A 2173-nucleotide genomic window follows, 5' to 3' on the forward strand; every position below is an offset into this window, starting at 1 on the left:
CCGCAACGCCTCGGCCGGCGTGAGGTCCACCAGCGCTCCCGGCCCGCCGGCCCGTTCGTCCACCATGGCCCGGACCGCGTCCGGGCCCGGCGGGTCGAATCCGGCCCACAGCATCGGCCGGGGAGTCAGCAACGGCGGCAGGGCGAACCGGCCGGCCAGGTCGGCGAAGCGCGGCGCGCTGGCCGTGGTGAGCGCCCGCACCGCCGAGGTCCCGTAGCTCGGCAGGTACACCGCCGCCGACCGTCCGGTGGAGTGGGCTGCCAGGGTGTTCTCCGCCTCGACGAGCACCACCCGCAGGCCGGCGGCGAGCTCGTAGGCGACCGAGGCGCCGGCGATGCCTGCGCCCACCACCGCCACGTCACAGGTGGTCGGCACGTCTCCCCCCTTCCGGGGTCACTGGCCGGACATCTGTTCCCGCAGGCTACGCGGCCGCATGTCCGTCCAGACCTCGTCGACGTGGGCCGAGCACTCGTCCTTGGTGCCGGTCATACCGTCCGGGCGCCAGCCGGCCGGCACCTCGTGGCTCGCCGGCCACAGCGAGTACTGACCCTCGTCGTTGACCAGGACCTGATAGGTGATGTCGTCCTTCATGGCGCGGATACTTCCTCTCTCTGGGTTATCTCACGGGGATACCGACGCAGGGTCGGGTTGACGGTGACGAGCACCGCCACGAACGTCAGGCCGGCGGCGCACGCCAGCACGGCCTGGGTGGGCGAGACCAGGCCGGCGAGCACGCCGCCCAGCGCGGGACCGAGCGCCGCCGCCGTGCCGGCGACGACGCTCATCACCCCGGACAGCCGCCCACGCAGCTCGTCCGGGGTCAGCAGGAGCTGATGGGTCAGGATCGTGGTGTTGGCGGTCGGGGCCAGCAGGGCCATCCCGGCGAACAGCAGGCCGAGCAGGTAGCCGCTGTCCAGCGCGGCGGCCAGCGGGGTGAGCGCGGCCAGCGCCCAGAACACCCCGATGATCGACAGGTACGGGCTGAGCCGCTTGATCAGGAACGGGGCGAGCAGCGCACCGAGAATCCCGCCGACGCCGAGCATCGCCGCCATCACGCCGATCTCGCCGGCCGGGACGCCCCGGCTCTGCGCGAGCACGATCACCACCAGGTAGAACGCGTTGAAGAACAGGTTGAGGGCCACGGCGCACAGCGCGGTCACCCGGACCTCGCGCCGGGACCAGACCCAGCGCAGGCCGGCGCCGATCTCCCGGCCCAGGTGCCGGATCGGCCGGGCGGCCACCGTGCGCGGCGGCACCCGCAGGAACAGTAATGCGACGAACGCGACCGCATGGGTGAGCACGTCCAGCGCGAACGGCACCCACCGGCCGATCGCGAACAGGAACCCACCGGCAGCGGTCCCGGCCATCTGCCCGACCGCCGAGCGCCCGGTGTTCAGCGCGACCGCGGTGGCCAACTGCTCGTCGGGCACCACCGTGGGCAGGCAGGCGTCCTCGGCCGGCTCGAACAGCGCCCGGCAGACCCCCATGACGATGGCGACGGCCACCATGTGCGACACCGACGCCACGTCCCACCACAGCGCCCCCACCAGGCTGGCCAGCGCCAGCGACTGGATGGCCTCACACCCCAGCATCACCTTGCGCCGGTCCCACCGGTCCACCAGTGCACCCGCCGGCAGCCCGGCGATCAGCTGCGCCAGCGCATCGGCCGCCAGTACCAGGCCCGAGGCCGCCGCCGACCCGGTCACCGCCAACACCAGCAACGGCAGCGCGATCAGCGAGGCGTTGAACCCCACCTCGGACAGAACCTGCGACCCCCACAGAATCCGATAGTTCCGGTTCCGCGACAACGACAACGACCCACTCACCGCTCCCCCACCCCCGATAACGAACCGCCACCCAACCCGCGAGTCCCCGTTTCCAGCACCCGAGTTGCCAACTCCAGCCGAACCATCGGCGCCCCGCACCCGCCACCGTGCCGCGCCCGCGGCGCGGCCCGGCGGCAGGCGGCTGCGAGGCCGGGCCGGGTGGGCGGTCGCGGTACCCGAGTGCCGGGCGAGGGGCGACTCGCCGGACTGGAAATGGCAACTCGCCGGGCTGGAAGGGGGGACTCGCCAAGCAACACAGCCAACGTTCGGCGAGTCCCCCGCTCCAGCACGCGAGTTGCCAAATCCAGCCGAACCATCGGCGCCCCGCACCCGCCACCGTGCCGCGC

At 72.9% G+C, this 2173-nt stretch carries 3 protein-coding genes; all 3 read right to left on the bottom strand.

Annotated elements, in window-relative coordinates; all coding sequences use genetic code 11:
* On the bottom strand, positions 1 to 375 hold a 375-nt coding region (locus tag VFO68_RS30790), incomplete at its 3' end, for an FAD-dependent oxidoreductase (protein ID WP_325161925.1).
* Between the two features lie 18 nt (positions 376 to 393).
* Positions 394 to 591, bottom strand: a complete 198-nt coding sequence (locus VFO68_RS30795; RefSeq protein WP_325161926.1) for an MbtH family protein — start codon at positions 589 to 591, stop codon at positions 394 to 396.
* Positions 588 to 1826, bottom strand: a complete 1239-nt coding sequence (locus VFO68_RS30800; RefSeq protein ID WP_325161927.1) for an MFS transporter — start codon at positions 1824 to 1826, stop codon at positions 588 to 590. The genes VFO68_RS30795 and VFO68_RS30800 overlap by 4 nt, the downstream gene beginning before the upstream one ends.
* Between the last annotated feature and the right edge of the window lie 347 nt (positions 1827 to 2173).

This window comes from Actinophytocola sp. (genome assembly GCF_035712165.1).
Classification (GTDB): Bacteria; Actinomycetota; Actinomycetes; order Mycobacteriales; family Pseudonocardiaceae; genus DASYTH01.

Coding starts and splice junctions, on each gene's coding strand:
- VFO68_RS30795 (WP_325161926.1), bottom strand. CDS start 591: ATGAAGGACGACATCACCTATCAGGTCCTGGTCAACGACGAGGGTCAG.